This is a genomic window from Caballeronia insecticola (assembly GCF_000402035.1).
GTDB lineage: Bacteria > Pseudomonadota > Gammaproteobacteria > Burkholderiales > Burkholderiaceae > Caballeronia > Caballeronia insecticola.
The window spans coordinates 83,173-106,859 of record NC_021287.1 but is presented as its reverse complement, the minus strand read 5'-3'; the positions used below and the strand labels follow the sequence as shown (position 1 = coordinate 106,859).

At 63.8% G+C, this 23,687-nt stretch carries 25 protein-coding genes; 20 read left to right on the top strand and 5 right to left on the bottom strand.

The features are described 5' to 3' along the window. The first annotated feature begins 31 nt into the window (after positions 1-31). Positions 32-814, top strand: coding sequence for a carbonate dehydratase (gene can / locus BRPE64_RS00485; RefSeq protein ID WP_044041853.1), 783 nt, complete (start codon positions 32-34; stop codon positions 812-814). Continuing rightward, positions 807-2,012, top strand: coding sequence for an acetyl-CoA C-acetyltransferase (locus tag BRPE64_RS00480; RefSeq protein WP_044041021.1), 1,206 nt, complete (start codon positions 807-809; stop codon positions 2,010-2,012). Before can ends, BRPE64_RS00480 begins: the two co-directional genes overlap by 8 nt. A 66-nt stretch (positions 2,013-2,078) precedes the next feature. Here BRPE64_RS00480 and BRPE64_RS00475 read toward each other — a convergent pair whose 3' ends face one another. Then, a complete protein-coding gene (locus tag BRPE64_RS00475; RefSeq protein WP_044041020.1) occupies positions 2,079-2,495 on the bottom strand; it encodes a type II toxin-antitoxin system VapC family toxin in 417 nt (138 codons plus the stop codon). Further along, positions 2,482-2,751: a hypothetical protein gene (locus BRPE64_RS00470; RefSeq protein WP_044041019.1), complete on the bottom strand. Its 270-nt coding sequence runs from the start codon at positions 2,749-2,751 to the stop codon at positions 2,482-2,484. Before BRPE64_RS00470 ends, BRPE64_RS00475 begins: the two co-directional genes overlap by 14 nt. A 178-nt stretch (positions 2,752-2,929) precedes the next feature. Here BRPE64_RS00470 and BRPE64_RS00465 point away from each other — a divergent pair, with 178 nt between their 5' ends. From BRPE64_RS00465 to BRPE64_RS00405, 13 genes are all read left to right on the top strand, one after another. Beyond that, positions 2,930-3,607 carry an SDR family oxidoreductase gene (locus BRPE64_RS00465; protein WP_016344019.1) on the top strand — a complete coding sequence of 226 codons (678 nt, stop codon included), beginning with the start codon at positions 2,930-2,932 and terminating at the stop codon, positions 3,605-3,607. A 25-nt stretch (positions 3,608-3,632) separates the two neighbouring features. Then, on the top strand, positions 3,633-4,241 hold the full coding sequence (locus tag BRPE64_RS00460; protein WP_016344018.1) for a glutathione S-transferase family protein: 609 nt from the start codon (positions 3,633-3,635) through the stop codon (positions 4,239-4,241). Next, positions 4,238-4,660, top strand: a complete 423-nt coding sequence (locus BRPE64_RS00455; RefSeq protein WP_016344017.1) for a YchJ family protein — start codon at positions 4,238-4,240, stop codon at positions 4,658-4,660. The genes BRPE64_RS00460 and BRPE64_RS00455 overlap by 4 nt, the downstream gene beginning before the upstream one ends. Positions 4,661-4,991: 331 nt before the next feature. Then, positions 4,992-6,248, top strand: coding sequence for a dienelactone hydrolase family protein (locus BRPE64_RS00450; RefSeq protein ID WP_044041018.1), 1,257 nt, complete (start codon positions 4,992-4,994; stop codon positions 6,246-6,248). Between the two features lie 294 nt (positions 6,249-6,542). After that, the gene (locus BRPE64_RS00445; RefSeq protein WP_044041017.1) at positions 6,543-7,853 is read left to right on the top strand and encodes an adenosylmethionine--8-amino-7-oxononanoate transaminase; all 1,311 of its coding nucleotides are present in this window, start codon (positions 6,543-6,545) and stop codon (positions 7,851-7,853) included. Next, complete coding sequence (gene bioF / locus BRPE64_RS00440; RefSeq protein WP_016344013.1) at positions 7,850-9,040, top strand: 8-amino-7-oxononanoate synthase; 1,191 nt, start codon at positions 7,850-7,852, stop codon at positions 9,038-9,040. Before BRPE64_RS00445 ends, bioF begins: the two co-directional genes overlap by 4 nt. Then, complete coding sequence (gene bioD / locus BRPE64_RS00435; protein WP_016344012.1) at positions 9,037-9,738, top strand: dethiobiotin synthase; 702 nt, start codon at positions 9,037-9,039, stop codon at positions 9,736-9,738. The genes bioF and bioD overlap by 4 nt, the downstream gene beginning before the upstream one ends. Positions 9,739-9,742: 4 nt before the next feature. After that, the gene (gene bioB / locus BRPE64_RS00430; protein WP_016344011.1) at positions 9,743-10,813 is read left to right on the top strand and encodes a biotin synthase BioB; all 1,071 of its coding nucleotides are present in this window, start codon (positions 9,743-9,745) and stop codon (positions 10,811-10,813) included. Positions 10,814-10,835: 22 nt separating this feature from the next. Beyond that, positions 10,836-11,777 (top strand): 2-hydroxyacid dehydrogenase, encoded by a 942-nt coding sequence (locus tag BRPE64_RS00425; protein WP_044041016.1) that lies wholly within the window; start codon positions 10,836-10,838, stop codon positions 11,775-11,777. Between the two features lie 32 nt (positions 11,778-11,809). Continuing rightward, entirely contained in the window at positions 11,810-12,733 is a 924-nt protein-coding gene (locus BRPE64_RS00420) for a hydroxymethylglutaryl-CoA lyase (RefSeq protein WP_016344009.1), read from the top strand. Between the two features lie 22 nt (positions 12,734-12,755). Then, the gene (locus BRPE64_RS00415) at positions 12,756-13,250 is read left to right on the top strand and encodes a YbaK/EbsC family protein (RefSeq protein ID WP_016344008.1); all 495 of its coding nucleotides are present in this window, start codon (positions 12,756-12,758) and stop codon (positions 13,248-13,250) included. Between the two features lie 52 nt (positions 13,251-13,302). Further along, complete coding sequence (locus BRPE64_RS00410) at positions 13,303-13,860, top strand: DUF1289 domain-containing protein (RefSeq protein ID WP_232519229.1); 558 nt, start codon at positions 13,303-13,305, stop codon at positions 13,858-13,860. Beyond that, positions 13,857-14,780 carry an MBL fold metallo-hydrolase gene (locus BRPE64_RS00405; RefSeq protein WP_016344006.1) on the top strand — a complete coding sequence of 308 codons (924 nt, stop codon included), beginning with the start codon at positions 13,857-13,859 and terminating at the stop codon, positions 14,778-14,780. Before BRPE64_RS00410 ends, BRPE64_RS00405 begins: the two co-directional genes overlap by 4 nt. Positions 14,781-14,972: 192 nt before the next feature. Here the strand turns inward: BRPE64_RS00405 and BRPE64_RS00400 are convergent, their stop codons facing one another. Next, the gene (locus BRPE64_RS00400; RefSeq protein WP_016344005.1) at positions 14,973-15,863 is read right to left on the bottom strand and encodes an alpha/beta fold hydrolase; all 891 of its coding nucleotides are present in this window, start codon (positions 15,861-15,863) and stop codon (positions 14,973-14,975) included. A 263-nt stretch (positions 15,864-16,126) separates the two neighbouring features. Here BRPE64_RS00400 and BRPE64_RS00395 point away from each other — a divergent pair, with 263 nt between their 5' ends. Further along, positions 16,127-17,083 (top strand): NAD(P)H-dependent flavin oxidoreductase, encoded by a 957-nt coding sequence (locus BRPE64_RS00395; RefSeq protein ID WP_016344003.1) that lies wholly within the window; start codon positions 16,127-16,129, stop codon positions 17,081-17,083. Between the two features lie 78 nt (positions 17,084-17,161). Here the strand turns inward: BRPE64_RS00395 and BRPE64_RS00390 are convergent, their stop codons facing one another. Beyond that, complete coding sequence (locus BRPE64_RS00390) at positions 17,162-18,271, bottom strand: porin (protein ID WP_016344002.1); 1,110 nt, start codon at positions 18,269-18,271, stop codon at positions 17,162-17,164. Positions 18,272-18,844: 573 nt separating this feature from the next. Next, positions 18,845-19,213: a hypothetical protein gene (locus BRPE64_RS00385; RefSeq protein WP_016344001.1), complete on the bottom strand. Its 369-nt coding sequence runs from the start codon at positions 19,211-19,213 to the stop codon at positions 18,845-18,847. A 520-nt stretch (positions 19,214-19,733) separates the two neighbouring features. Here BRPE64_RS00385 and BRPE64_RS00380 point away from each other — a divergent pair. The 4 genes from BRPE64_RS00380 (at position 19,734) to BRPE64_RS00365 (ending at position 23,511) form a co-directional block, all read left to right on the top strand. After that, positions 19,734-20,753, top strand: a complete 1,020-nt coding sequence (locus BRPE64_RS00380; protein ID WP_016343999.1) for a bile acid:sodium symporter family protein — start codon at positions 19,734-19,736, stop codon at positions 20,751-20,753. Between the two features lie 318 nt (positions 20,754-21,071). Next, positions 21,072-22,124: an acyl-CoA dehydrogenase family protein gene (locus BRPE64_RS00375; RefSeq protein WP_016343998.1), complete on the top strand. Its 1,053-nt coding sequence runs from the start codon at positions 21,072-21,074 to the stop codon at positions 22,122-22,124. Beyond that, positions 22,112-22,903: a PIG-L deacetylase family protein gene (locus tag BRPE64_RS00370; RefSeq protein ID WP_016343997.1), complete on the top strand. Its 792-nt coding sequence runs from the start codon at positions 22,112-22,114 to the stop codon at positions 22,901-22,903. The genes BRPE64_RS00375 and BRPE64_RS00370 overlap by 13 nt, the downstream gene beginning before the upstream one ends. Further along, positions 22,900-23,511: a class I SAM-dependent methyltransferase gene (locus BRPE64_RS00365; RefSeq protein WP_016343996.1), complete on the top strand. Its 612-nt coding sequence runs from the start codon at positions 22,900-22,902 to the stop codon at positions 23,509-23,511. Before BRPE64_RS00370 ends, BRPE64_RS00365 begins: the two co-directional genes overlap by 4 nt. Positions 23,512-23,687 lie beyond the last annotated feature (176 nt).

The window sequence follows — 23,687 nt, the reverse complement described above, 5'->3', positions numbered from 1 at the left end:
AGGCATGCGCGTCGTGTTCCGACCATCGAACATGAACCACACTGACGACAACAACGAAGTCCCGAATCCGCTCGCTCACCTGTTCGCGAACAATCAGAACTGGGTCGAGGGCAAGCTCGCCGAGGACGCGGAATTCTTCAAGCGCCTCGCGCATCAGCAGGCGCCGGAATATCTGTGGATCGGCTGCTCGGATTCGCGCGTGCCCGCCAACGAGATCATCGGCCTGCCGCCGGGCGAGGTGTTCGTGCACAGAAACATCGCGAACGTGGTGGTGCACTCGGATCTCAACTGTCTTTCCGTCATCCAGTTCGCCGTCGATATGCTGAAGGTGAAGCACATCATGGTCGTCGGCCATTACGGCTGCTCGGGCGTGGGCGCGGCGCTCATGGGGCGGCGCGTCGGTCTCGCCGACAACTGGCTGCGTCACGTCGAGGACGTGCGCGAGAAGCACGCCTTCCTGCTCGACGACTGGCCCATGGGCGATGCGCGGCATCGGCGGCTGGTGGAACTGAACACGATCGAGCAGACCGTCAACGTGTGCCGCACGACCGTCGTCAACGATGCATGGGCGCGCGGCCAGGAACTCACGGTGCATGGCTGGACGTACGGCGTGCACGACGGCCGCCTGCGCAACATGGGCATGATGATCAGCGCACCGGAGGAGATCGACCCGGTGTATCAGTCGGGCATTGCCGCGCTGACCCGCGGCGGCGCGCATTCCACGGAGAACGATGTCCTCGCGTCCGATGCGGCGCGCCTGGGCGACGTTCCTGCCGTTATTCAAGGCGTCATCAAGGAGCTGAAGCATGAGTGAGAGACACACGGACCGGGCTGTCGACCCGGTGGTCATCGTCTCGGCGGCACGCACGCCGATGGCCGCGTTTCAGGGCGAGTTCGCGACGCTGACCGCCGCGCAGCTCGGCGCGGTCGCCATTGCCGCGGCGCGCGAGCGTGCGGGACTCGCGCCGGAACATATCGACGAAGCGATCATGGGCTGCGTGCTGCCTGCCGGACAAGGACAGGCGCCGGCGCGCCAGGCCGCGCTCGGCGCGGGTCTGCCGCTCGCCACAGGCTGCACGACGATCAACAAGATGTGCGGCTCCGGCATGCGCGCCGCGATGTTCGCGCACGACATGCTGCTCGCCGGTTCGGCAGACGTGATCGTCGCGGGCGGCATGGAAAGCATGACGCAGGCGCCGTATCTGCTGCCGAAGGCGCGCGGCGGCATGCGCATGGGTCACGGCCAGGTGCTCGACCACATGTTCCTCGACGGGCTGGAGGACGCCTACGAGAAAGGCCGTCTGATGGGCACGTTCGCGGAACAGTGCGCGTCGTCGTATGCGTTCTCGCGCGAGTCGCAGGATGCATTCGCGGTCGAATCGCTGCGTCGCGCGAAGCTGGCCAACGAGGACGGCTCGTTCAAGTGGGAAATCGCGCCGGTCACCTTGCAAGGCAGAAAAGGCGAAACAATCGTCGAACGCGACGAGCAGCCGTTCAAGGCCAACATCGAAAAGATTGCGTCGCTCAAGCCCGCGTTCACGAAGGACGGCACGGTGACGGCGGCGAATTCGTCATCGATCTCGGACGGCGCGGCGGCGCTCGTGATGATGCGCGAATCGACCGCAAAGCGCCTGGGCGTGACACCGCTCGCGCGCGTGGTCGGCCACAGCACGTTCGCGCAGCAGCCGGCGTTGTTCACGACGGCGCCCGTCGGCGCGATCAGCAAGCTCTTCGAGAAGAACGGCTGGCGCGCGGGCGATGTCGATCTGTACGAGATCAACGAAGCGTTCGCCGTCGTGACGATGGCCGCGATGCGCGAGCACGACCTGCCGCATGACAAGGTCAACGTGAATGGCGGCGCATGCGCGCTCGGGCATCCAATCGGGGCTTCCGGGGCGCGCATTCTCGTGACGCTGCTCGGCGCACTGAAGGCGCGCGGCCTGAAGCGTGGGGTGGCGAGTCTGTGTATCGGCGGCGGAGAAGCGACCGCGATGGGCGTCGAGCTGGTTTGAGTGCGGTTGGGCCGGTCGGGCGCTTGGTGCACCAAGTGCGCCAAGTGCGCCGGGCCGGCGTAGCCGCTACTCGAAGGGATTCAGGGTCTTCACGCCTGTTATGGCAAAGTCCCGCACATTGCGCGTGACCACGGTCAGACCATAAGACATGGCCGTAGCCGCGATGAGCTTGTCCAGCGCGGGTTCCGGATGCGGCGCGCGAAGACCTCCCCACACCTCGCTAATCTGCTTGCTGACAGGCAGAATTTTCCCGTCGTATCGACGCAAGACGTCTTTCAACCACGTTTCCACCGTATTCGCCTGCGCCACGTCGCCTCGGCGACGGAGCTGTTCGACGCCGCGCCAGAGTTCACCGACGGTGACAACAGAGAGATGGATATCGCGTTGATCGAGACTTGCCTGACGAAAAAACGCGCGCACACCTTCGTTCGCGCGATTCAGTCGCCTGGTCTCGCTAATAACATTCGTGTCAGCGAGGTACATCCGAGTCTCCAATGTCCGGATGAGTCTCTGGATACCGCGCAAAGATCGAGTCGTCGCAATCGATCTTAGGAAAATTCAACAGATGTTCGATGAACCGCTCGTTCAAGTCGCTCGGTTCTTCGTATCCCAGAATCTTTCGCGCCAATGCCTCCGCTTTTCTCTGAGCGGCAACCTCCTCGCGAATCTCCTGAAGGCGCTGCTCGCTGATGTTGGGCGGCAGGGGATGCTGAATTATCTTTGCTGAATAGTCTGTCATGTCTTGCTCCTCGTCGAATTGTTACGAGAGGGCTCACTTTACTCTTTTTACTTCGCATAACTACTCATCCGAATGGCCTAGTGTACAAACTCAGAAACATCGTCGACTATCTGCACATGCGCAACTTTTCCCCGCGCGCTATATTCCGAAAGAGCCCCTTTCACGGAACCCATCGCTCATGAAAACCGTCCTGATCGTCGGTGCGTCGCGTGGCCTCGGCCATGAATTTGCACGCGAGTATTCCCGCGACGGCTGGCGCGTGCTCGCCACCGCCCGCGACAAAGCCTCGCTCTCCGCGCTCGACGCCATGGGCGCGCAAACCTTTTCGCTCGACGTCACGCAACCCGAGCAGATCTCGGCGCTCGCCTGGCAGCTCGACGAAGAACGGCTGGACGTGGCGATCGTCGTGTCGGGCGTGTACGGCCCGCGCACGGAAGGCGTCGAGACGATCAGCAACCAAGACTTCGATCAGGTGATGCACACCAACGTGCGCGGCCCCATGCAACTGATTCCCGTGCTCTTGCCGCTCACCGATGCCGCGCGCGGCGTGCTCGCGGTCGTGTCGAGCAAGATGGGCAGCATCGGCGAGGCGAGCGGCACGACCGGCTGGCTCTATCGCGCGAGCAAGGCGGCGCTCAATTCGGCGCTGAAGGTGGCGTCGCTGGAGTCGCGTCATTCGGCGTGCATCGCGCTGCATCCGGGCTGGGTCCGCACGGAAATGGGCGGGCCGTCGGCGGCGATCGACGTCGCGCACAGCGTCTCAGGCATGCGCGCGGTCATCGCCGAAGCGGGCGCGATGCGCGACGCATTCAACGGCAGCTTCGTCCAGTACGACGGCACGAAGCTGGAATGGTAAGCAGACAAATCAGAGGAAAAGTGCAGTGACCTATCACGTACACGGCGTCTCGGCATCGGGCAATTGCTACAAGGTGCGCCTCGCGCTCGAGCAACTGAATCTGCCCTATGTCTGGCATGAAGTCGACATGATGAACGGTGCAACCCGCACCGACGCCTTCAAACAACTCAATCCGAACGGCAAGGTGCCGGTGCTCGTCATCGACGATAAAACGACGCTCGCCGAATCCAACGCCATTCTCTGCTATCTCGCCGATGGCACGCCGCTTCTGCCGAACGATCGGCTGGAGCGCGCGCAGGTGCTGCAATGGATGTTCTTCGAGCAGTACAGCCACGAACCGAACGTCGCGGTGGCGCGTTTCATCCTGCAATTCCTGAAGCAACCCGACGACCCTCGCCTGCCCGACAGGCTCGCCGGCTCCTACCGCGCGCTTGACGTCATGGAGCAGCATCTCGCAACGCGCACGTTTTTCGTCGGCGAGCGCTACACCGCCGCCGATATCGCGCTGTACGCCTACACCCACGTCGCCGATGAGGCGAACCTCGATCTGTCGCGCTATCCCGCGATCCGCGCGTGGCTCGAACGGGTGCGCGTGCAGCCGCGTCACATCGAAATGCCGGGTGTCGATCAATGAAGCCGGTGGAATGTCCTTGCGGGGGCGCCGCGCCGAACCAGCGCCCGAACGCACCCGCGCCGCGCTTCGAAGCGTGTTGCGGGCGCTTCATAGAAGGCGGCGAAACGCCCGCGAATGCCATGGAACTGATGCGTTCGCGCTACACCGCCTACGTGCTCGGCGACACGGCGTACCTGCGTGCGACCTGGGCCGACGCGACCTGCCCGCCCGATCTCGACGCCTCCGACACCACGAGCACCCGCTGGCTCGGCCTGCAGATCAAGCGCCATACCGTCGTCGATGCGAACCACGAAGAAGTCGAATTCGTCGCGCGCTACAAGACGGGCGGGCGCGCGCATCGTCTGCATGAGGCCAGCCGCTTCACGCGAAACGCGGCGGGAAAATGGCTTTACGTCGACGGCGACACTCACGACAAGTAAATGTTCTTTTAAAAATATGCGTATTCCCGCGGTATTAATTTCCTAAGTTTTTCCTTTCAGATTAAACAGTTACGGGGTACCACTTATTGTGCAGTGCAATTTTGAGCAGTTAATCTGTGGTCATGTCAGGGCGCAGTCATTTCTGTGCCCGGACACTCGCAGCGAAGCCCCGTTTCGAAGCCAAATGTCGCGCCTTTTCAGGGCATGACTCCCGGAACCCGAAGCTGATACTGCTCTTCAAGAGCGGCGCGATAGGTTTGTGACTTCAAAATCCGATGTTTGGGGCCACGCCGTTTCAACGCTCAATTGGAAGCGCGGTCGGAGTTCACGGATGGCGATCAAAACCTGGTTGGTCGGATGCAGCATGGTGTGCGCGCTCGCGACGTCGCTCGTCACGTCCGCCGTGCGCGCCGAGCCGATCGGCGGCGTGCGTCAGTCCGAAGGTTTGCAGGCGCCCGCATTCGGCCAGCCGCTCTCCCGCATTCCCGATTCGCTCGACTCAAGCCTGCCCGCCGTTGCCAATGGTCTGAACGAAACCGTCGTCGAAATTCCCGAAGCCGACATCGCGCTCGAAACCACCGTATTCAAACCGGACGGCGCGGGCCCGTTCCCGATGATCGTCTTCAATCACGGCAAGCTCCCCGGCGACTCGCACGCGCAACCGCGCAATCGTCCGGTCGCGCTCGCGCGCGAATTCGTGCGCCACGGTTACGTGGTGGTCGTGCCGAACCGTCGCGGCTTCGCGGGCTCGGGCGGCGACTACGCGGGCCACGGCTGCGACGTCGAGGCGAACGGTTTCGCCCAGGCGCAGGACGTCGCCGCGACGGTCGCATACATGAGCGAGCAATCGTATGTGGACAAAACGCATGTCGTGGTCGCGGGCACGTCGCACGGCGGCCTGACGACCATCGCTTACGGCGCGCGCGATGCCGTCGCCGCGCCAGGCGTGCGCGGTCTCATCAACTTCTCCGGCGGCCTGCGTCAGGACGAATGCGCGGGCTGGCAGAAAAATCTCGTCGATGCATTCGGCTCTTACGGCGAGCACGTACGCCTGCCGTCGCTGTGGCTCTACGGCGACAACGATTCGGTGTGGCAAGGCGATCTGTCGTCGAAAATGTTCGCCGCCTACACGTCGCACGGTGCGCGCGCCAATCTGGTCGATTTCGGCAACTACAAGAACGACGCGCATCGGCTCGTCGGCGACCGCGACGGCGTGCAGGTCTGGTGGCCGCGTGTGAAGGCATTCCTTACGCAGATCGGCATGCCGACCGCCGTGCAGTATCAGGTGGCCGAGCCGGGCATGCCGAAGGCGACCGACTTCGCGGACCTCGATTCCGTGCAGGCCGTGCCGTATGTCGATGAAAGCGGCCGCGCCGGCTATCGCAATTTCCTCTCGCAGTATTCGAGCCGCGCGTTCGCCGTGTCCGATTCGGGCGCGTGGTCGTGGGCCGAAGGCGGCGACGATCCAATGGCCGTCGCTATTGCCAGTTGCCAGAAACAGAGCGCCGATCCGTGCAAGCTCTACGCGGTGAACAATCGCGTCGTGTGGAACGATCAGGCGGCCGAGACGCGCACCGCATCGCGCTGAACGCGCCCTTTTCTGCCTCGACGAACGCCGGCTTTCATGCCGGCGTTTGCTTTTGCGCAATCCCCATCTTCCGTGTCGATCGGCCGACAACACGTCGATTTGAGCGAAGTTGCCAGCGTTAGCGCGTTTTCGCATTTCCGTTGCGCGCCCACGCACGGGGCAAATACCTTCCGAATACGGAAGCTTGCGGCGCTTTTAGAGATAATTGAACGGCGCAGTTTCCCCAGCAACGCGGGCGTCCGACGCCCGCCCGATGTATCCGGTCCGCCCCGCACGCGGGCCCTGGAGCCGTTTTTGAACACAGAAGCCAATCAGGACTGGGTTGCCCGCTCGCTTGCCGCCGTGTGGCATCCGTGCACCCAGATGAAACATCACGAACGCGTGCCGCTCGTGCCCATCGCGCGCGGCAAGGGCGCGTGGCTTTACGACCACGAAGGCAAGCGTTATCTCGATGCAATCAGTTCGTGGTGGGTCAACCTCTTCGGCCACGCGAACGACGACATCAATCGCGCGCTCAAGGATCAGCTCGACACGCTCGAACACGCGATGCTCGCCGGCTGCACGCATGCGCCCGCCGTCGAACTGGCCGAGCGTCTTGCCGCGCTCACGCAGCACACGCTCGGTCATGCTTTTTTCGCGTCGGACGGCGCGTCGGCGGTCGAGATCGCGCTCAAGATGAGCTTTCACTTCTGGCGCAATCGCGGACACGGCGAGAAGCGCGAATTCGTGTGTCTTGCCAACAGCTATCACGGCGAGACGATCGGCGCGCTCGGCGTAACCGATGTCGCCATTTTCAAGGACGCATACGATCCGCTGATCCGCCATGCGCATGTGGTCGCGTCGCCGGCTGTCGCGGGCGTGGATAAAGCCATCGGCGCAATGCGCGCGCTGTTCGAGCAACGCGCGGCGCATCTCGCGGCCGTGATCGTCGAACCGCTCGTGCAGTGCGCCGCCGGCATGGCGATGTACGACGCGTCGTATCTCACGCAATTGCGCGCGCTGTGCGACGAGTTCGGCGTGCATCTGATCGCCGATGAAATCGCGGTCGGCTGCGGGCGCACCGGTACTTTTTTCGCCTGCGAACAAGCGGGAATCTGGCCGGATTTCGTGTGCCTGTCGAAGGGCATCAGCGGCGGCTATCTGCCGCTGTCGATCGTACTCACGCGCGACGACATCTACGCCGCCTTCTACGACGACGACGTCACGCGCGGCTTTCTGCATTCGCATTCGTACACGGGCAATCCGCTCGCGTGCCGCGCCGCGCTCGCGACGCTCGATCTCTTCGAAAGCGCGAACGTGCTGACGGAAAATCGGCGCAAGTCGGCGTTGCTGCGCGACGCGTTGCGCGCGCATTCCGGCAAGCACGAACGCGTCAGGAACCTGCGCGAACGCGGCACGATCTTCGCATTCGATGTCGCTACCGATGACAAAACATTCTCACGCCGCTTCTTCGCCAACGCATTGCAGCGCGAATTGCTGATGCGCCCGATCGGCACGACCGTGTACATGATGCCGCCATACATCCTCAGCGACGACGAACTCCTGCTGCTCGCACAACGCACGCGCGACACGCTCGACGCCACGCTCGCCGGAGACGTCGCATGAAGGACACGTCGCAGGCGCTGTACGAAACCCTGAAACAAGGCCTCGTCGATATCGACGCGCGCGGCCTGCGCCGTCGCCGCAAGACGATCGACGGCGCATGTTCGGCGCACATGACGGTCGATGGCCGCGAGATCGTCGGCTTCGCGAGCAACGACTATCTCGGCCTCGCCGCGCACGAAGCGATTCGCGCGGCGCTGGCCGAAGGCGCGTCGCGCTACGGCGCGGGCAGCGGCGGCTCGCATCTGCTTGGCGGCCATTCGCGCGCGCACGCGCAACTCGAAGACGATCTCGCCGCGTTCTCGGGCGGTTTCGTCGACAATCCGCGCGCGCTTTACTTCAGCACCGGCTACATGGCGAACCTCGCGATCGTGACCGCGCTCGCCGGACGCGGCACGCTCGTGTTCTCCGATGCGCTCAATCATGCGTCGCTGATCGACGGCGTGCGTCTTTCACGCGCACAAACGCAGATCTATCCCCACGCGGACATGGACGCCCTCGACGCCATGCTCGACGCCTCGGGCGACAGCGCAGCGACCAAACTCATCGTCACCGACACCGTGTTCAGCATGGACGGCGATATCGCGCCGCTCGCGCGGCTCGTCGAACTCGCGGAGCAATACGGCGCGTGGCTCATCGTCGACGATGCACACGGCTTCGGCGTGCTCGGCCCTCAAGGACGCGGCGCACTCGCGCACTATGCGCTGCGCTCGCCGCATCTCGTCTATGTCGGCACGCTCGGCAAGGCGGCGGGCGTGTCGGGTGCGTTCGTCGCGGCGCATGAAACGGTTATCGAATGGCTGATTCAGCGCGCGCGCCCGTACATTTTCACGACCGCGTCGCCGCCGGCGGTGGCGCATGCGGTCTCGAAGAGCATCGAAATTATCGGCGGCGATGAAGGCGATCGGCGGCGCGCGCATCTCGCCTCGCTCATCGAAACCACGCGCGCGATGTTGAAGCGCACGCGCTGGCTTCCGGTCGATTCGCATACCGCCGTGCAGCCGCTCGTGATCGGCGGCAACGACGAAACGCTGCAAATCGCCGCCGCGCTCGACCGGCACGGCCTGTGGGTTCCGGCGATTCGTCCGCCGACTGTGCCCGCAGGCACCTCGCGCCTGCGCATTTCGCTTTCCGCCGCGCACAGCGAGGACGATCTCGCGCGCCTCGATCACGCACTGAAAACGCTATGACCGCTTTATCCCTGTTCATCGCCGGAACCGATACGGAAATCGGCAAGACGCTCGTGTCCTGCGCGCTGCTGCACGGCTTCGCGCGCGCCGGACTGCGCGCCGCCGCGATGAAGCCGATCGCCTCGGGCGCAATCGAGCGCGACGGCGTGCTGCACAATGAAGACGCCGATCAGCTCGACGCCGCCGCGAACGTCGCATTGCCGCCGGAAATCCGCACGCCGTTCATGATGCGCGAGCCGATCGCGCCGCATATCGCGGCGGCGCGCGAAAGCATCGCGCTGGATATCGGGCGCATCGTCGCGGCGCACGAGACTGCGTCGGCGCGGGCGGATATCGTCGTCGTGGAAGGCGTCGGCGGGTTTCGCGTGCCGCTCGACGACACGCACGACACCGCCGATCTCGCGCTCGCGCTGAAGCTGCCCGTGGTGCTCGTCGTCGGCATGCGGCTCGGCTGCATCAGCCATGCGCTGCTCACCGTCGAAGCCATCACCGCGCGCGGGCTCACGCTCGCGGGCTGGGTCGCGAACCGCGTCGATCCGAACATGCTGTATCCCGATGAAAATATCGCCACGCTGAAGAAACGTATCGACGCGCCGCTCATCGGCGTGATTCCGCATCTGGCGCCGCCGGATGCCGCGCGCGCCGCCGATCATCTCGACATCGGCCTTCTGACACACTCGCTTCATCAAAAGGATTGAACTCATGACGCAGCACACCGCCACTCACACTGCCGTCTCCGAACCCGCCACGCAAGCAGCGGCGCCCGCGCGCTGGCGCGTCGCCGATGTCGTCGCGCTGTACGAGTTGCCGTTCAACGATCTGCTGTATCGCGCGCAGACCGTGCATCGCGAGCATTTCGATCCGAACGCGGTGCAATTGTCCACGCTGCTGTCGATCAAGACGGGCGGCTGCGAGGAAGACTGCGCGTACTGTCCGCAATCCGTGCATCACGACACGGGCCTCAAGGCCGACAAGCTGATGGCCGTCGACGAAGTGCTGAAGGCCGCCGAAGTCGCCAAGGCCAACGGCGCGACGCGTTTCTGCATGGGCGCGGCGTGGCGCAATCCGAAGGACCGTCATCTCGAACCGATCAAGGACATGATCCGCGGCGTGAAGGCGATGGGCCTCGAAACGTGCGTGACGCTCGGCATGCTGGAAACGCATCAGGCGCAAGGACTGCGCGAAGCGGGCCTCGATTACTACAACCACAATCTGGATACGTCGCCGGAGTTCTACGGCCAGATCATCTCGACGCGCACCTATCAGGACCGGCTCGACACGCTCGAACGCGTGCGCGACGCGGGCATCAACGTGTGTTGCGGCGGCATTGTCGGGCTGGGCGAATCGCGGCGCGAGCGCGCCGGGCTGATCTCGCAGCTTGCCAACATGGACCCGTATCCCGAATCGGTGCCGATCAACAATCTCGTGCAAGTCGATGGCACGCCGCTCACCGGCACCGAGGCGCTCGACCCGTTCGAGTTCGTCCGCACGATCGCAGTCGCCCGTATCACGATGCCCCGCGCGATGGTCCGCCTCTCCGCCGGCCGCGAGCAGATGGACGAAGCGTTGCAGGCGCTGTGTTTTGCTGCCGGCGCAAACTCGATCTTCTACGGCGACCAGTTGCTCACGACGAGCAATCCGCAGGCGGAAGCGGACCGCAAGCTGATCGCGCGGCTGGGCATGCGCGCGGAGACGGCCCAGAATGTCGGCGTGGAGAATGCGGAGCGTTCATGCGGACATTCGCATGCACATGCACATGCACAAGCGAACTAAAACGAACGGTATCGACGCGGCCATGAAAATCATCTTCTACGAAAACGGCGCCGATCTCGATGCGTGGCTCGGCGGTCTGCGGCGCGAGTTGCCGGATGCGGACCTGCGCGTCTGGGAACCGGGCGACACCGCGCCCGCCGATTACGCGATCGTCTGGCGCGCGCCGCGCGAACTCTTCGCGAATCGTCCGGACCTGAAAGCCGTGTTCAACCTCGGCGCGGGCGTCGATGCGATCCTCGAAGTCGAGCGCAAGGAGCCGGGCACGCTGCCGCCGAACGCGCAACTCGTGCGGCTCGAAGATACCGGCATGGCGCAGCAGATGGTCGAATACGCGACGTATTGCGTGCTGCGCTACATGCGCCGCTTCGACGAATACGACGCCCTGCAGCGCGCGGGCCGCTGGGAAAAGCTGCCGCAGCACGCGCGCGAAACGTTCACGGTCGGTGTGCTCGGGCTCGGCGTGCTGGGCGCGGAAGTCACGAAGGGCTTGCTTGCGCTCGGCGTGCCGGTGCGCAGCTACAGCCGAACGCCTAAGACGATCGAAGGCGTGCAAGTCCACGCGGGCCCCGAACAATTCGATGCTTTTCTCGACGGCGTCAAAGTACTCATCAATTTGTTGCCGCACACGCCGGACACCGAAGGCATTCTGAACGCGCGCACGTTCGGCAGGCTCGCGCGCGGCGCGTATGTGGTGAACGTGGCGCGCGGCCCGCATCTCGTCGATGCCGATCTGCTCGCCGCCCTCGACCAAGGCCAGATCGCCGCCGCGACGCTCGACGTGTTCCACACCGAGCCGCTGCCCGCCGCCCATCCGTTCTGGACGCATCCGCGCGTGTCGGTCACGCCGCATATTTCGGCGGAAACGTTGCGCGAGGAAAGCATCGTGCAGATTGCGGGCAAGATCCGGGCGCTCGCGCGCGGCGAGCCGATCAGCGGCATCGTCGATTTCAGGCGCGGATACTGAACGCATCGCCATCAAACCAAAAGGAGACAGCCATGATTCCGGCCAAAGTAAAAATCGTCGAAGTCGGGCCGCGCGACGGCCTGCAGAACGAGAAGGAGTTCGTGCCCACCGAAACCAAGATCGAGCTCGTGAACCGGCTTGCGCGGGCGGGCATCGTGAACGTGGAAGCGACGTCGTTCGTCTCGCCCAAATGGGTGCCGCAGATGTCCGACGCCGCCGCCGTGATGGCCGGCATCGAGCGCCGCGCGGGCACGATCTACTCGGTGCTCACGCCGAACATACGCGGCTTCGAAGGCGCGCTCGAAGCGAAAGCCGACGAAATCGTGATCTTCGGCGCGGCGAGCGAAGCGTTCTCGCAAAAGAACATCAATTGCAGCATCGCCGAGAGCGTCGCGCGTTTCGAGCCGGTCGCGAAAGCCGCGAAGGACGCGGGCATGCGACTGCGCGGCAGCATTTCGTGCGCGCTCGGCTGTCCGTATCAGGGCGAAGTGAGCGTGGCGTCGGTCGTGGATGTCGTCGAGCGCATGAAGGCGCTCGGCTGCGACGAGATCGATATCGCGGACACCATCGGCGTCGGCACGCCGAAACGCACGCGCGAAGTGCTCGCGGCGGCGTCGAAGGTGTTTCCGCGCGAGCGTCTTTCCGGGCACTTCCACGATACCTACGGCCAGGCCATCGGCAACATCTATGCGGCGCTGCTCGAAGGCATCGAGATTTTCCACGCGTCGGTGGCGGGGCTCGGCGGCTGTCCGTATGCGAAGGGCGCGACTGGCAATGTCGCGACCGAAGACGTCGTGTATCTGATGAACGGGCTCGGCATCGAGACGGGCATCGATCTCGATCAGCTCGTCGATATCGGCGATTTCATTTCACGCGCGATCAACAAACCGAGTTCCTCGCGCGCCGGACGCGCGCTCTTCACGAAAAAGCGCGACGGCGTCGCGGCCTGTGCCTGAAACAAAAGCAAAAAGGGAAACGATGATCGAACCATTACCCGATTCCGCGCGCCGCGTCGCGCTGCTGCTGAAAGAACGCGGCCATCCGCACGATGTCGTGATGCTGCCCGAAACCGGCAAGACGTCGGCGGAAGCGGCGGCCGGGCTGGGCTGCGCGGTCGCGCAGATCGCCAAGTCGATTCTCTTTCGCCGCCGCGAAGACGACGCGCCCGTGCTCGTGATCGCGAGCGGCGCGAATCGCGTCGACGAAGCGAAGGTCGCGGCGCGTGTCGGCGCTCTGGCGCGCGCGGATGCGAAGTTCGTGCGCGAGAAGACCGGCTACGCGATCGGCGGCGTGTGCCCGATCGGCCACGCGGTCGAGCCCGTCACGCTGATCGACGAAGACCTGCTCGCGCTCGATAGTCTATGGGCCGCGGCCGGCCATCCGCACGCGGTGTTCAATCTGTCGCCGCAAGAGTTGATCGAGCTGACGGGCGCGCCTGTCGCCGATGTCGCGTTGCGCGAGAACGTGACGTGATGCGGGCCGGCTCATGAACGACGTGTCGTCGCCGTGCATCGACGTCTGCCGCATGAATCCGCAAACCGGGTTCTGCGACGGCTGCTTTCGCACCATCGACGAAATCGCCGCGTGGGCGTCCGCAGGCGATGACGACAAGCGCGCCGTGCTTGCGCGCGTCGCCAGCCGCCGTCAGGGCGCGCGCGTGGTGACGATCGGCGAATCGTTCGAGGCGACGCTCGCGCTGCCGTCCGCGTCGATCAAGCATTTCGCGACGCTCGTCAACGATCTCAACCCGCTGCACCACGACGACGCCTACGCGCGCGCGAGCCGTTTCGGCACGCTGATCGCATCGGGCACGCAGCCGACCGCGCATCTGATGGCGATGCTCGCCGCGCATTTCTCGCGCGACGCGCAGCCGCTCGGGCTCGAGTTCGGCATCAAGCTGACGCGCGCGGTCAAAGCCGACGACGTGCTGACCATGCACTGGCAAGTCGTGCAAGCGAAGTGGAAAGCGAGCCTCAACGGCGATCTCGTGAAACTCGCAGGCGGCGCGCGCAATCAGTTGGGCGATACGGTCATGAAGGCGACGGCGACCATCGTCGTGATGCCGAAGGAGAACGCGAAGTGAACGTGCTGCCGCCAGCCATGCGCGATTCGGTGACCGTGTTCGAGCGCGGCTGGCTCTCGTCGAACAACGTGCTTTTTGCAAGCGACGAGGGCACGGCGATTGTCGATACGGGCTACGCGTCGCACGCGCCGCAAACGGCCGCGCTCGTCGCGCAAATGCTTGGCGCGCGCAAACTCGATTTGATCGTCAATACGCATCTGCATTCGGATCATTGCGGCGGCAACGCGCTGCTTCAGCACACTCACGCGTGCGCGACGCTGATTCCCACAAGCGAAGCGCACGCCGTGCGTGACTGGGACGAAGACGCCCTCACCTTCCGCGCGACAGGCCAACGCTGCGAGCGCTTCGGCTTCACGGGCACGATCGAGCACGGCGCGATGCTCACGCTCGGCGGCTTCGACTGGAACGTGCTCGGCGCGCCGGGCCACGATCCGCATTCGCTCATGCTCCATTGCCCGGACATGCGCGTGCTCATCAGCGCGGATGCATTGTGGGAAAACGGCTTCGGCGTGATCTTTCCCGAACTGGAAGGCGCGAGCGGTTTCGTGGAAGAGCGCGCGGTGCTCGATCTCATTTCGACGCTCGAAATCGATCTCGTGATTCCCGGCCACGGCGCGCCGTTCACCGACGTGGCGCGCGCGCTCGACACCGCCTACTCGCGGCTCGATTATCTCGAAGCCGATCCCGCGCGCAACGCGAAGAACGCGCTCAAGGTACTGATCGTTTTCAAGCTGATGGAAGTGCGCGCGATGTCCTTCGACGCCTTGCTCTCGATGACCACACAAGCCCGCGCAATGCGCGCCGCCGCCGACATGCTCGCGCCGCCGGGCGAACGCGTGGCGCTCATCGGGAAGATCGTCGGGGAATTGGTGCGCGGCGGCTCGGTGAAGGTGGACGGTGAGACCGTCTTCGCCGCCTGATGAAGAAGGCTTCGCTGTGACCCGCGACGCCAAAAAGAAAGCCGCTTGTCAGCTACGGCAAGCGGCAGAATCATAGGACGTGATCAACGTCCAAGCTATCGTAGCGCGACACTTTTTCACGTGCATCGGTGCTTTCCCTACAAATCTATAACCGTCGGCGAAAGCCACGTAAGAACGACTGCCGGCGCAATTTCACGGCGCATCGGACTCGAAGAACGCGAGCATCTCGGCGAGCAGCGCCTCCGGTTCTTCCTCGGGAATGTAGTGGCCGCACGGCAGCGCGCGGCCGCTCACGTCGCGTGCGACGCGCCGCCATTCGTCGAGCGCGTCGAAGCATCGTTCGATCACGCCTTCCTTGCCCCACAGCACGCGCAGCGGACACGCGATCTTCAGGCCGCGTTCGAGATCGGCGCGATCGTGTTCGAGATCGATGCTCGCCGACGCGCGATAGTCCTCGCACATCGCGAAGATCGCGCCGGGCGACGCCAGCGCATCGCGATACGCCTTGAGCGCATGCGGCGCGAACGGCGCGAGACCCGCGTGGCGATTGCCCATCACGCGATCGATATAGGCGTTCGGATTGCCGCCGATCAACAGTTCCGGCAACGGCGACGGCTGAATCAGGAAGAACCAGTGGAAGTACGCGGTCGCGAATGCGCGGTCGGTGGCGTCATACATGGCGAGCGTCGGCGCGATATCGAGCAGCATCAGACGATCGACGGCATCGGGGAAATCCATCGCCATACGATGCGCGACGCGCGCGCCGCGGTCGTGCGCGCACACGAGAAAGCGCTCGAAGCCGAAGTGGCGCATGACGGCGACCTGATCGGCGGCCATCGCGCGCTTCGAATACGGCGTGTGGCGCGCATCGCTTTTCGGCTTGGCCGATGCGCCGTAGCCGCGCAAGTCCGTGGCAATGACGGTGAAATGCCGCGCGAGTTTATCGGCGCATTTGTGCCAGATTTCGTGCGTTTGCGGATGTCCGTGCAGGAGCAGCAGCGGCGGCCCGTCTCCGCCTCTCATTCCGACTATGTCGACGCCGTCCGCATCGACGCGAAACGGCTCGTAGTCTGCGAAAGACATAGTGTTTTCTTGTTCGTGGCGTTGCGGACCATTGTAGGCGCGCAGGCGCGATTGCTGATGCCCGCGCGACGCGCAAAAGCCCGAAACCGAGGACTTCCTCGGGAACGTCCCGAGTGTCACAAACGATGTCTTGCTTATAATCGAACGATCGTTCGCTGACCGAATGCACGTCCTTACGGAAAATGTTCGTGCGTGCCGGTCTTTGCGGTTTTCGCTCGTAGAATGGCTCAACGCTGCGCGCACACACTCAGGAGACTCGTGCCATGGCACTGCCCGCCATCTTGCAGCACCTCGCGTTGCCGGTCGTCGGCTCGCCGATGTTCATCGTCAGTTATCCGGAGCTCGTGCTCGCGCAGTGCAAGGCGGGCATCGTCGGGTCGTTTCCCGCGCTGAACGCGCGCCCCGCCGGTGCGCTCGACCAATGGCTCACGCAGATTCAAGCCGAACTCGCCGCGCACAAGGCGGCGCATCCCGATGCCGTGATCGGACCGATTGCGGTGAATCAGATCGTGCATCAGTCAAATGCGCGGCTCGAAGAAGACGTGCGCGTGTGCGTCGAACATAAAGTGCCGATCTTCATCACAAGCCTGCGCGCGCCGGTCCGGGAGATGATCGACGCGGTGCATTCGTACGGCGGCATCGTGCTGCACGATGTCATCAATCTGCGGCACGCGCAGAAGGCGCTCGAAGCGGGCGTGGACGGCCTCATTCTCGTCGCGGCGGGCGCGGGCGGTCACGCGGGCACCACGTCGCCGTTCGCGCTGGTCGGCGAAGTACGGCGCATCTTCGACGGCCCGATCGTGCTGTCGGGCGCGATCGCCAACGGCGGCTCGATTCTCGCCGCGCAGGCCATGGGCGCGGACCTCGCCTACATGGGTACGCGCTTCATCGCCACGCAGGAGGCGCACGCGCAGGAGGACTACAAGCGCGCGATCGTCGATGCGAGCGCGTCGGACATCATCTACACGAATCTCTTCACCGGCGTGCACGGCAACTATATTCGCGAGAGCATCGTCAATGCGGGGCTCGACCCGGACGCCCTGCCAGTCTCCGATAAAACCGCGATGAATTTCGCCGACAGCCGCGCCAAAGCGTGGAAGGACATCTGGGGCGCAGGACAAGGCGTCGGGCTGATGAGCGACGTGCCGAGCGTCGCCGAACTGGTCGCACGCCTGAAAGCCGAATACGAGGACGCAAAAGCGCGGCTCGCGATCGGTTGAAGCGTTCTGCGTTTGTGCAGCCGATAAAAAAACACCGCGCCCTGGAGCGCGGTGTTTTCGTTTGAAGCGTAGTTCCGCTTAGAACTTCGCGCGGATGCCGACACCGAACGTATCGCCCGACGAGATGCCCGTGTACTTGTCGTTCAGGTACGCAGCGTAGACGTCGGTGCGCTTGGACAGCGGATAGTCGTAGCCGAGCGCCCAGCTCTTGTGCGTCTGGTCGAGGCCGCCGTTGCTGCGCGAGTACGCATACGACGCCATCACCGTGCCCGGGCCGAGCGGCACGGTCACGCCGCCTTGCCCCGTGTTGACGTGGAACGTGCCGACATCGATGTCGTTCTTCGTGTACATGTACTGCGCGAAGAACTTGACGTACTTCAGGTCATACGACGCGCCCAGTTGCGCAACGCTCTGGCTCTTGAAGCCGGGAATCGTGAAGGCGTTGGACGTCGGCAGGTCGCCCGGCGTGTTGTTGAAGTTCACGTACTGATAGACGCCGGTCGCCGCGAACGGGCCGTGGAAGTACAGGAACTGCGCGCTGTACTTCTTCGAGCGGCCATCGCCCGCATTGTTGCCGAACGCGTACATCACGCTGCCCGACAGGCCGTTGAAGTCAGGCGACGTGTACTGAACCGCGTTGTTCCAGCCCGAGTCGCCCGTCACGCCCTGGTCCGTCGTGTAGGTCGGGAACGTGCCCTGACCCAGGAACACGTGGTAGACCATCGGCGAGAAGACGTACGAGTCGACGAACGGGTTGAACAGAATCGTCGAGACGAAGAGTTGCGTGGTCAGGCGGCCGGCGGTGAACGTACCGATCGGACCTTGAATGCCGACGTACGAGTTACGCGCGAAGAATGTGTCGCCCTGGAAGCGGCCGTACTGGCCGTTCTGCGCACGGAAGAAGCTTTCCAACGTGAAGATGGCCTTGTAGCCGCCGCCAAGATCTTCGGCGCCCTTCAAGCCCCAGTACGACGTCGACATGCCGCCGCCGCTCACGTTCCATGCGCGATCGCTGCCCGGAAATTTGGTGGCGCCGACCCATTCGTCGACCTGCCCGTACAGCGACACGCTCGACTGCGCTTGCGCGGACCCCGCCGCGAAGAGGCCGAGCATTGCTGCGGCGACTGCGGTGGCCTTGACCGTTGCTTTCACCGTATTCTTCGGCGCACGGTTGACGGTTGGCTTCATGAACTCTCCTGTCTTTTGTCGAAAATTGAAGGCTTGGCGGGCGAGGGACGTTGCACTCGCCTCGTCTGACCGGGCTGACGGTTTTTTGGGCGAGAGAGGCATCGCGTGTGGAGCGGCACCATCTTTACGGACCATTTTTCCGGTCAAAAATGTTTTTGGTTATTGCGGGTATAGCGGTTCGAATACTTCCGACTGTGCGTGGCCGAAGCCCGGCGCAGTCGAGCGCGTGCGCGCTTCGACTCGGCGCGCAAATCGCCAGTAGGCAGAGCCAGCGCTGGCGCGCTTGTCCGAGTCTCGAAAGCCAATCGAAATATCTGCAAAACGACATTCTTCCGGGCAGGGCGCATTGTCCGCGCACGGAAAAAAGAGAGGAATGTTTATGAAGATTTCGACGCGTAACTGTGGCGTGATTACGTCAACGTGACAGTGGAACTGGACGCGCCAATAGTTTTTCGTTCAGCGGGATAAAGCGGCGTGCGTATTCAGCGGCGATTTTTCAGCCGGCTTCGACGCGAATTGCGAAATGGTGGAATGGTGGAAAGCGGTGAAAAACCGTGTAAAGCGGCGTGAAAATCAGTTGCGATAGTTCGCAGTGGCCGGCGTGCGGCCGTCATCGGACGGACGGCCCGGCGGGCGCGGCACACTGCGCTCTTCGTTGTAGCGGGTGATGTCGGCGCGAATGGACCCCGAACCGCGCATAGGAACAGCCTGATCGACGCGCGGACCCGGACGAACTTCCGCGCTGACGGGCGTGAGTCCGTCCTTGGCCGCGACAGCCGTGTAATGCAGCGACTGCCTGCTGCTCGCGGAATTGTCGAACACCGCTGGCGACAACCACTCTGCGCGCGGCCCCGCAAGGGCGAGCGAACCCGCGACCGCCAGCGCGCCGAGCGCAGCGGATGCGAAAAGCCGGGTAGTCTTGCGAAAGCCAGTGAGCGCCATGTCGAAACTGCCTGCGTCCGACTTATCCTCGTCCGTGGAATTCGCAACTCAGCGGCGGCGATCGAGCCAATCGGACAACCGGCGGTAGTCGGAACATTCGAGCGTTGCAATCTGAGACTTTGTGCAACACAGGCCGCCGGTGTATCCAACAATTTATTTCTCTGCGCGACGACAGTCGAGCCAAAAAGTGTTAGGCCTCCACGATGGTTGTAACACCATGTTACGTCAGAGTTTTTTCGTTTCCGCGGCACGTTTTGGACGCCGATTCATGTGACGAAATTTCTGCTACACCGATCAATTCCGGCGTGCGCAAAATGACCCGTCAACGGCCCGTTCCTTGCTCGCACTAAACCCCGGTCCACCGTCCGTTTACGCTGGTCCATGCGCTTTGGTAATCAATCGATCGAAGAAATGAATTTGCCAATTTAATCGGACGCGAGCGAAAATCATGGTTTTTCCTGACTTGACGCCGCAAACGCCCGCCACGGCTGAGTTGCAAGTCCAAGCGCGAGATCTCTGAATGGCAAGGCCCAAACTTCTCCCCGACAATTTCACGCTGGCGCTTGTCGGCACCGTCATCCTCGCCAGTTTTCTGCCCTGCCGCGGCAGCGCGGCCATCGCGTTCAACTGGGTCACCAATATCGCCATCGGCTTGCTGTTCTTTCTGCACGGGGCGAAGCTGTCGCGCGAGGCGATCGTGGCCGGGGCGACTCACTGGCGGCTGCATCTCGTCGTCCTGTTGAGCACCTTCGCGCTGTTTCCGCTGCTCGGGCTCGTGCTCAAGCCGGTGCTGACGCCGCTCGTCACGCCCGCGCTCTATACCGGCATCCTGTTCCTGTGCACGCTGCCCTCGACCGTCCAATCCTCGATCGCTTTCACGTCCATGGCCAAGGGCAACGTGCCGGCCGCCGTGTGCAGCGCGTCTGCGTCGAGCCTGCTCGGCATTTTCATCACGCCTGCGCTCGTCGGCGTGGTCGTGAGCAATCATGGCGCGACCACCGGCTCGCCGTGGCACACGGTCGGCAATATCACGCTGCAACTGCTCGTGCCGTTCATTGCCGGACAATTGCTGCGGCCGGCGATCGGCGCGTGGATCGACCGGCACCGCGCGATTCTCAAGTTCGTCGATCAGGGCTCGATCCTGCTCGTGGTGTACGTGGCGTTCAGCGAGGCCGTGAACGAAGGCATCTGGCATTCGATCTCGCTTTCCACGCTCGCGGGCCTGGTCGCCGTGAACATTCTGCTGCTGGCGGCGGCGCTCTTCATCACCGCTTTCACGGCCAAGCGCCTGGGCTTTAGCCGCGCGGACCAGATCACCATTATTTTTTGCGGTTCGAAGAAGAGCCTTGCGTCCGGCATTCCGATGGCGAAAGTCATCTTCGCTTCGCATGCCGTGGGCGCCGTGGTTCTCCCGCTGATGTTGTTCCACCAGATTCAGCTGATGGTGTGCGCTGTGCTCGCGCAACGTTGGGGCGCGCGCAAGACCGCCGCCGAGCCGGCGCGCGAAGGCAAGCCCGTGGCCGCGCCCGCCCGCCGCTGATTCGCTAGTCATCGCTTCCCTCCGTTCTTTTCCTTGATAAAGGCCGCCGCGTGCGGCCTTTGTGTCATTTAAGCCCGGCTGCGCGCCGGCGTCGATTCGGCCAGATGGCATAGGCCCGAAACCCTGCTCCGCTGCAATCGTTTGACGGCACAAGATGCCCTTCGCCCGTCGTTTCGGCCTATACCGTCTGGCCGAGTGGCGGTCGGGCATGTGCCTTGCCACACTCTTGTTCAGGATCATGCAAGAAGCGGACACAGGACTCACCATGCGCACACGATTCTCTCCACGCCAGACAGAACAAAAGGAATGAACCGGGCCATGTCGATATCGATTTCCACGACCACCGGTCAGCACGCCACGGCATCCGCCCTGCGCGCTTTCCTGAGCGAGATGCCGTTCGAGCGCGGGAGCGCGCAGGCCGTGGGCCGTGCGTTGCGCGCATTGATCGACATGCGCCTCGACCGTCCGCCCTTGCCGGGCCACGGCGATACCGCCGAGCGATGGCGCGCGCTCGGCGCAGTTGCCGCGTTCGATCTGTCGCTGGTCAAGTTGTACGAAGGCCATACCGATGCGCTCGCGATCCTCGCCGAACTTGCCGCCTGGGAGGCGCCAGAAGGCAGCGCATGGGCCGTGTGGGCGGCGGAGCCCCCGAACGCGCGCGTATCGGCATTGGGCGACAGCGGCGCCGACACGCTGCGTCTACAAGGCACGAAGGCGTGGTGCTCCGGCGCGGCGTCGGTCACGCACGCGCTCGTGAGCGCCTGGAACGAGCAGGACGAGCCGGTGCTCGCCGCCGTCGAACTGAATCATCCCGGCGTGCGTATCACCGATTCCGGCTGGCGCGCGGTCGGCATGCACGCGAGCATGAGTCTCGATGTGCACTTCGAGCAGGTGCCCGCGCGGCGCATCGGATTGCCGCGTGCCTATCTCGAGCGGCCCGGCTTCTGGCAAGGCGGCGCGGGCATTGCCGCCTGCTGGTTCGGCGCGGCCGCCGCCATCGCAGAGTTCGTCGCGCGCGACGCGCGGCATCGTGCCGGTCCGTACAAGCTCGCGCATCTCGGCGCCATCGACACCACGCTGCGCAGCACGGCTGCATTGTTGCGCGAGACGGCCACGTTCATCGACCGGCATCCGCAAGCCGAAGCCGCGACGCACGCCATGCGCGCGCGCCTCGCCGCCGAGCAGGCGGCGGTGTGCGTGGTCGAACGCGCCGGCCGCGCGCTCGGCGCGGGGCCGTTGTGCCGCGACGCGCATTTCGCCCAGCTGATGGCCGATCTGCCCATTTTCATTCGACAAAGCCACGCCGAGCGGGACGAAGCATCGCTCGCCGAACGCGTCATCGAGGAGGAACAGATTTCATGGCAATTGTGACCACCAGTACGCCGACGGACCAAGGCGACCACGATCGCAAGATTTCCGGCGACGGCACGCCCGAAGCGGCATGGCAGGGTTGGGCGCGACTCAGCGCCCTGCCCGCGGTGGATCCCGGAGAACTGGTGCCGCTCGGCGCGCGCGCGGTCGTCGTGGCGCCCCATCCGGACGATGAGGTATTAGGCACAGGCGGCTTGCTTGCGCGCCTCTCGGAGATCAGCAGGAACATTCTTGTGATCGCGGTCACGGACGGCACCGCCAGCCACCCGGAGTCGCGCGACTGGCCGCCCGAACGGCTCGCAAGCGTGCGTCCGCTGGAAACGCGCGAGGCCTTGCAGCGCCTGCATCTGCGTCACGTGCAAGTGATACGGCTCGGCCTGCAGGATGGCGACGGCGCGCACTTCGAAACCGCTTTATCAGGACTTCTATCAGAACAACTACAGGCTGGAGATATCGTCTTCACGACCTGGCGCTATGATGGCCACCCCGACCACGAGGCAGCCGGACGCGCCGTTCATTCCGCGGCCAGCGCGCTCGACCTCCCTTGCGTGGAAGTGCCGCTGTGGACGTGGCACTGGGCGTCGCCGGACGATACGCGCGTGCCATGGAGCCGTGCTCGCCGCATCGTTCTCGACGAAAACACACACGCTCGCAAACTTCGGGCGGTACAGGCTTTCCGAAGCCAGCTCGAATCCGACGCAACCACGGGCCGAGCGCCGGTCTTGCCCGCGCATGTGCTGGCCCGGCTGACTCGTCCCTTTGAAGTCGTCCTGATATGACAATCGAAAATAACGATACTAAGCAGTACTTCGATAATCTGTATCGAGACAGCGAAGATCCCTGGAAAATCAGGAACCGCTGGTACGAACGGCGCAAGCGGGCGCTCACGCTCGCCTCGCTTCCGCACGAACACTACGCGCGCGCGTTCGAGCCCGGCTGCGGCAATGGCGAACTGACCGCGCTGCTTGCGCCACGTTGCGGCGAACTGATTGCGTCGGACATTGCGCAAGAGGCCGTCGAACTCACGCGCAGGCGTGTCGCCGAAATGGCGAACGTAACCGTCGCGACCATGTCGACGCCTGAAGACTGGCCGGACGGCAAGCTCGATCTCGTCGTGATCAGCGAGATGGGTTATTACGTCGACGAACCGCAGTTATGGGGCATCGTCGAGCGGCTTCACGAGAGTTTGTCGCCGGACGGCGCGGTCGTGGCGTGTCACTGGCGCAGGCCGATCGAGGGCTGGACGCAAACCGGCGACGACGTCCACGCCAAACTGCGCGGCCGCATGAATCTTCCGCTGCTCGGCCATTACTGGGACGACGATCTCGTCCTCGACGTGTGGACAACAAACTCGAAAACCGTCTATCAACGCGAGGCGTCCGCGTAGCGTTTTCCGTCTTTTACTAAACAAACAGATTGCAAGCAATCGCATATCCAGTAACGATCTAGTGGTTTTCTCCAGTCTCATGCGGCGTAATTTCGACCCTGTTTTACTATACAATCGCGCCGATCAAGCGAATTTGACGGCTGCGGTAAACATCGCGCCGTCGAGACAACAGCCGT